This window comes from Pseudomonas sp. Sample_24 (assembly GCF_004307605.1).
GTDB lineage: Bacteria > Pseudomonadota > Gammaproteobacteria > Pseudomonadales > Pseudomonadaceae > Aquipseudomonas.
The window spans coordinates 1-5,129 of record NZ_RCNW01000484.1; the positions used below are offsets into that span (position 1 = coordinate 1).

Consider the following 5,129-nt stretch of genomic DNA (forward strand, 5'->3'; position numbering starts at 1 on the left):
CGCCGATCGACATTATTTCGACGGGTCCGGACCGCAACGAAACCATCGTTCTGCGCCATCCGTTCGCTTGATAAGTCGTTGATGTAAAACACAAAGGCCCCTTAATAGGGGCCTTTGTCGTTTATGCCTGTTGGACGGCATGACCTTTGCTATTAGCTTTGCTTAAAACGTCACTTCCGGCGTGCCATCAATTTAATGGCGCTTATGCAGAGGGATTTCAAGTGTCGGCCGTTCTCTCACTGTTACAAAGCCGTTTGTTGCGGCCTGTGTTCGTTACCCTTGGTATCGCTCTTTTGGTGCAGGTGCTGGTAGCCGTTGCTCTTACCCGGAGCACGGTAACCGCGCTGGAAGCCGATCTCGGAGTGCGATTGGGTGCAGACAGTCAAAAACTGTCCGCTGAACTGGAGCAGGCCGGGCGTGAAGTCACGTCGAGCCTGGACAGCCTTTCCACCAGTACACGTCAACGCCTCACCGCTGGTTTGTCCGCGCGATTGAAGGACGAACAGGCGCAGTTGCGTGCGACGCTGGAAAAGGACCTGAAGGACTCCGCCAGCGACATGGCGCAGTTGCTGGCTTCCGTCGCACCTCGTGCGATGTGGGACAACGATGTGCCTACCCTGTCTGAGTTCGCCCGTCGTGCCCAGCGCAATCCCAACGTGTTGTTCGTGGTGTATGACGACGCCACGGGCCAGCACCTGACGCGCTACCTCAACCGCGAGAACCCGATCAACAAGGCGCTGCTGGAAAAGGGCCAGGGCGAGCGTGCGCTGGACAAGGTGCTGGATGCGGCAAAGAACGATCCTTCGGTGTTCTACATCGAAGCCTCGATCAATCCTAACGGCGTTGAAATCGGCAAGGTCCTGATGGGCGTCTCGACCGCCTCGGTGGAAGCCGATCTGGCGGCGCTGGATAAACGCTTCACGGCTTTGATTGCCAGCGGTGATCAGCTGGTAGGCGACAGCCTCAAAGGCGCGGCGGCCGACAGTGCGACGGCCATGCGATCGCGTTTGCAGTCGGCGCAGTCCACGGCCTCGGAAATGAAAGCCAATACCACCAGTACTGTGCAGGAAGCTGCGTCGACCTTGCGCTGGCGCATCGGGGTGAGCCTTGCGGTGGTCGGGTTTGGCGTTTTGCTGTTGCTGGCCGTTGTGTTGGGGCGTCGAGTGGTCAATCGCCTGAAAATGCTGATTGTGGCCATGGATGACCTGGCGGCGGGCGAAGGAGATCTGACCAAGCGTGTGCAGATCAACAGCAAGGACGAAATCGGCGACATGGCCTCGGCGGTCAATCGCTTTGTGGATAAGTTGCAGCCAATCGTGCGCGAAGCGGGTGATGTCGCTCAGCGTACCGGCGTGGAAATCGGTGCCATGACCTTGCGCAACGCCGGAGCCGACGCTGCGGCGGGCATGCAGCGCGATGAGGTCGCGGAAAGTCTGCGGGCCTTGTCGCAAATGGCTGACGAAGCCCAGTCGGAAAGCCACGCCATGCAAGCGGCATTGAAACAGGTTGTGGATATTCGTCAGGCAACCGACGAGAACACTCGGACGTCGGCAAAGGTCGGCAGCCTGATCGAAGAGTTGGCCGGGCAGGTCAATACCGGTGCACAGGTGATCGAACGGCTGGCGCAGCAGAGTGAGCAGATTGAAGTGGTGTTGACAGTGATTCACGGAATTGCCGAGCAAACCAATCTTCTGGCATTGAACGCTGCCATTGAAGCGGCGCGAGCCGGCGAGACCGGGCGCGGTTTTGCGGTGGTGGCTGACGAGGTGCGGGCACTGGCGAGCAAGACCCAAAGCTCCACCGGCGATATCCAGGCACACATCGTGGCGTTGCAGCAAGGCGCGCGCGAGGCGGTGGCGGCAATCGGTCAGGCCGGGCGTCAGGCCAATGAAGGTCTACTGGTATTGCGCGACAGTGCGCGGTTGCAGCAATCGGTGCAGGCCTCGGTGGAACAGGTGCATGCGGCGATCGGTCTGGCAACCCAGGCGGCAGCGCATCAGGCCAAGGGCGCGCAGGCAGTGCGCGGTCGGGTCGAGACGATTCATGCGCAGGCTGAGAAAGCGGCTCAGGCGGTGGTGGAAACCACCGCCAGCGGCAAGGTGCTGGATGGGTTGGCTGCACAATTGAAGGCGAGCCTGGGACAGTTCAGGGCTTAGGGTTTGTGTTGAATGGTCTGGCGTCATCGCGAGCAGGCTCGCTCCCACATTGGAATGCGTTTCCCTGTGGGAGCGAGCCTGCTCGCGATGGCGGTTTTAACGACTCAGATACATCCGGGTCGTCAGCAGATAGACCGGCAACCCCGACACTAATATCAATAACGCCGCATAAGGCGCCGCCGCGGCAAATTCCACATTTGCGGTATGCGCCCAGACTTCCGTCGCCAGTGTATTCAGCCCCGTCGGACTCAACAGCAAGGTCGCCGTCAGTTCCTTCATCGCATCAAGAAACACCAACGCAAACGCCGCACCCAGCGCCGGAAAAATGATCGGCAGTGTCACTCGACAAAACGCACTGAATGACGAAGCTCCAAGCGTGCGCGCCGCCTCTTCCAGCTGCGGTGCCGCCTTGTTCAGGGCGGTGCGGATCGGCGCCTGAGCCAACGGTAGAAACAGCAGCGCATAGGCAATCAACAGCAATGCCGAAGTCTGGTACAGCATCGGCACATAGTGCAGGGCGAAATACACCAGGGTCAGGGCAATGACCAGTCCCGGCAGGGCGTGCAGCAGATACGGCAAACGCTCGGCCCAGATCGCCAGTTGGCCCTTATGGCGCACGACCAGCAGGCCGACCGGCACCGCCAGCACCAGGCAAAACGCAGCGCCGCCCAGCGACAGCGCGAGGGATGACAGCAATGCTTCACCGATGGCTGCCATTGGAAAGGCCGCCGACGATCCGACTGCCAACCAGTAAGCCAACATGCCCAGCGGAATCCCGCTGCCGACGATTGCCAGCAGCAGGCAATAAAGCTGGCCTGCCACAGCCCAAGGCCCCAGTCGAACCTGTTCAGCGCGTCGCGCCGCACCCTGGCCGGTGCGCACGTGTCGACCTTTGCCGCGCACACGCAGCTCCAGCCATAACAGCGCCAGGCAGAGGATCAGTAGTACGGCGGAGAGCATCGCCGCGTTGGCATTGCTGAACTCCAACTCGAACTGTTGATAGATTGCAGTGGTGAAGGTTTGCAGGCCGATAATCGACAGCGCGCCGAATTCCACCAGCATGTGCAATGCGATCAATAAGGCGCCAGCGACCAGTGACGGCCAGAGCAGGGGTAGGGTGATCTTGAAAAATACGCCCCAGCGATTCTGCCCCAGCGTGCGGGCGGACTCCTCCAGCGAGGGATCGAGATTGCGCAGGGTCGCTGCAACGGGAAGGAAAATCAGCGGGTATTTGGAAAGCGTCATCACCAGAATCGCCCCGCCCAGCCCTTCGAAGTGAGCGCTCAGAGACACCCAGGTGAAGCTGCTGACAAAGGCCGGAACGGCGAACGGCAGGCACAGGATCACGCCCCATAGCCGTCGCCCTGGCAGATTGCTGCGTTCCAGCAACCATGCCAGCGACAGACCGATCAGGCCGCAAGCCAGCGTCACGCCGACCATCAGTGCCAGGGTGTTGCGCAGCAGACCGAATACATACGGCCGCCACAGCAGATGCAGCGCCTCGGCCCAGCCTGCTTGCCAAGCCTTGAGTCCCACATAGGCCAATGGCAGCAGGCTGAGCACAACCAGCAGCAAAACCGGCAACAACAGCCAGATCGACGGCCGCTTGCGCCGTGGCACATAAACGCTGCGTAGGGTGAGGGCGGATAGTGACGCGTTCATCAGTTCAGGCCAACATCACGTTCCAGATCCAGGGCTTCTTCGGCGTTGCCAAGGTCGGCAGGGGTGACTTTCGGCGCTTGCAGTTCGCTGAACGGCTTGAGGCCGCGATCCGATTCCATGCCTTTATGCAGCGGGTACTCGGCAGTGGTCTGAGTGATCACGCGCTGGCCTTCTTCGCTGGCCATGTAGGCGAGCAATTGTTGGGCTTCTTTTGGATGTTTGCTGGATTTGATGACGGCCGCGCTGGATACGGTGATCAGTCCGCCGACGTCGCCGCCGGTGAAGTAATGCAGTTTCGAATCGAGCTGGCCTTTTTCTCGTTGCAAGGCGAACCAGTAATAGTTGTTCACCAGCACGGTGGCCACTTCGCCGTTCTCCACCGCTTTGAGTGCGACCATATTATTGCTGTAGGTCTTGCCGAAGGCGCGCAGACCGGTCAGCCACTCTTCGGCTGCGTCCATGCCGTGCACCTTGATGATCGCTACCGCTTGCTCCTGGAAGGCACCGCTGGTGGGAACGAAGCCGACCTTGCCTTGCCATTTCGGATCGGAGAATTCCATCACCGATGTCGGCAGGTCTTTTTCATCGATCAACTTGGGGTTGAACGCAACGACGCGAACCCGGGCAGTGACGCCGATCCAGGTGCCATTGCCGGCCACGTATTCCTTGGGCAAAACCGCCAAAGTGGCATCGTCAGCCTTGGCCAGCAGGTCTTGCTCGCCGAGTTTGTTCAGTGGCGGCGATTCTTCGGTGTAGATCACGTCTGCGGGAGAGCGGTCGCCTTCTTCGACGATCTGGCTGGCGAGCTGGTTGCTGCTGCCTTTGCGTACATTGACGTGAATCCCGGTCTTGGCCTCGAAGGCTTTGGCAACGGCGTCGCCGACCTCTTTGTGTTGGCCGTTGTAGAGCGTCAGGGAAACTGGTTCGGCGGCTTGGGTGAGGGGGGAGGCGAGAGCCAGGCCGAGGAGGGTAATGCTCAGGCCGCGGCGCAGGGTATTTCGAAACATCATTCGCAGGGTTCCTCACTGTCGCATTGCAATAACTTGCAACAATGATAAACGATATTGTTTCTCATGTGCGTCTTTCGGGTCTGAGGAGTGTTTGCTAGAAGGGCGGGGGCGAGTTTTGTGGCGAGGGAGTTTGCTCCCGCTCGGCTGCGAAGCAGTCGTAAACCCTGAGAGTGCGGTGTAACTGTTGGAATGATGAGGAGCGCTTCGCACTCCAGCGGGAGCAAGCTCCCTCGTCACAGGGAAGTATTGGCTTGGGATTTTCGAAAGCCAGAAACGCAAAAACCCGCTTTCGCGGGTTTCT

Annotated in this window: 4 protein-coding genes; 2 read left to right on the forward strand and 2 right to left on the reverse strand. The window is 59.8% G+C overall.

All coding sequences use genetic code 11. The annotated features are described in order from the left end of the window. Together D8V06_RS30980 and D8V06_RS27920 are read left to right on the forward strand one after the other, a co-directional pair. A partial coding sequence (locus D8V06_RS30980; protein ID WP_241667875.1) for a hypothetical protein occupies nt 1-71 on the forward strand: 71 nt, incomplete at its 5' end. A gap of 150 nt (nt 72-221) precedes the next feature. Further along, nucleotides 222-2,156 carry a methyl-accepting chemotaxis protein gene (locus D8V06_RS27920; RefSeq protein WP_056852379.1) on the forward strand — a complete coding sequence of 645 codons (1,935 nt, stop codon included), beginning with the start codon at nt 222-224 and terminating at the stop codon, nt 2,154-2,156. Nucleotides 2,157-2,252: 96 nt separating this feature from the next. Here D8V06_RS27920 and D8V06_RS27925 read toward each other — a convergent pair whose 3' ends face one another. Then, the gene (locus D8V06_RS27925) at nt 2,253-3,818 is read right to left on the reverse strand and encodes an iron ABC transporter permease (protein ID WP_130932245.1); all 1,566 of its coding nucleotides are present in this window, start codon (nt 3,816-3,818) and stop codon (nt 2,253-2,255) included. Continuing rightward, nucleotides 3,818-4,828 carry an extracellular solute-binding protein gene (locus D8V06_RS27930; RefSeq protein WP_130903974.1) on the reverse strand — a complete coding sequence of 337 codons (1,011 nt, stop codon included), beginning with the start codon at nt 4,826-4,828 and terminating at the stop codon, nt 3,818-3,820. Before D8V06_RS27930 ends, D8V06_RS27925 begins: the two co-directional genes overlap by 1 nt. Between the last annotated feature and the right edge of the window lie 301 nt (nt 4,829-5,129).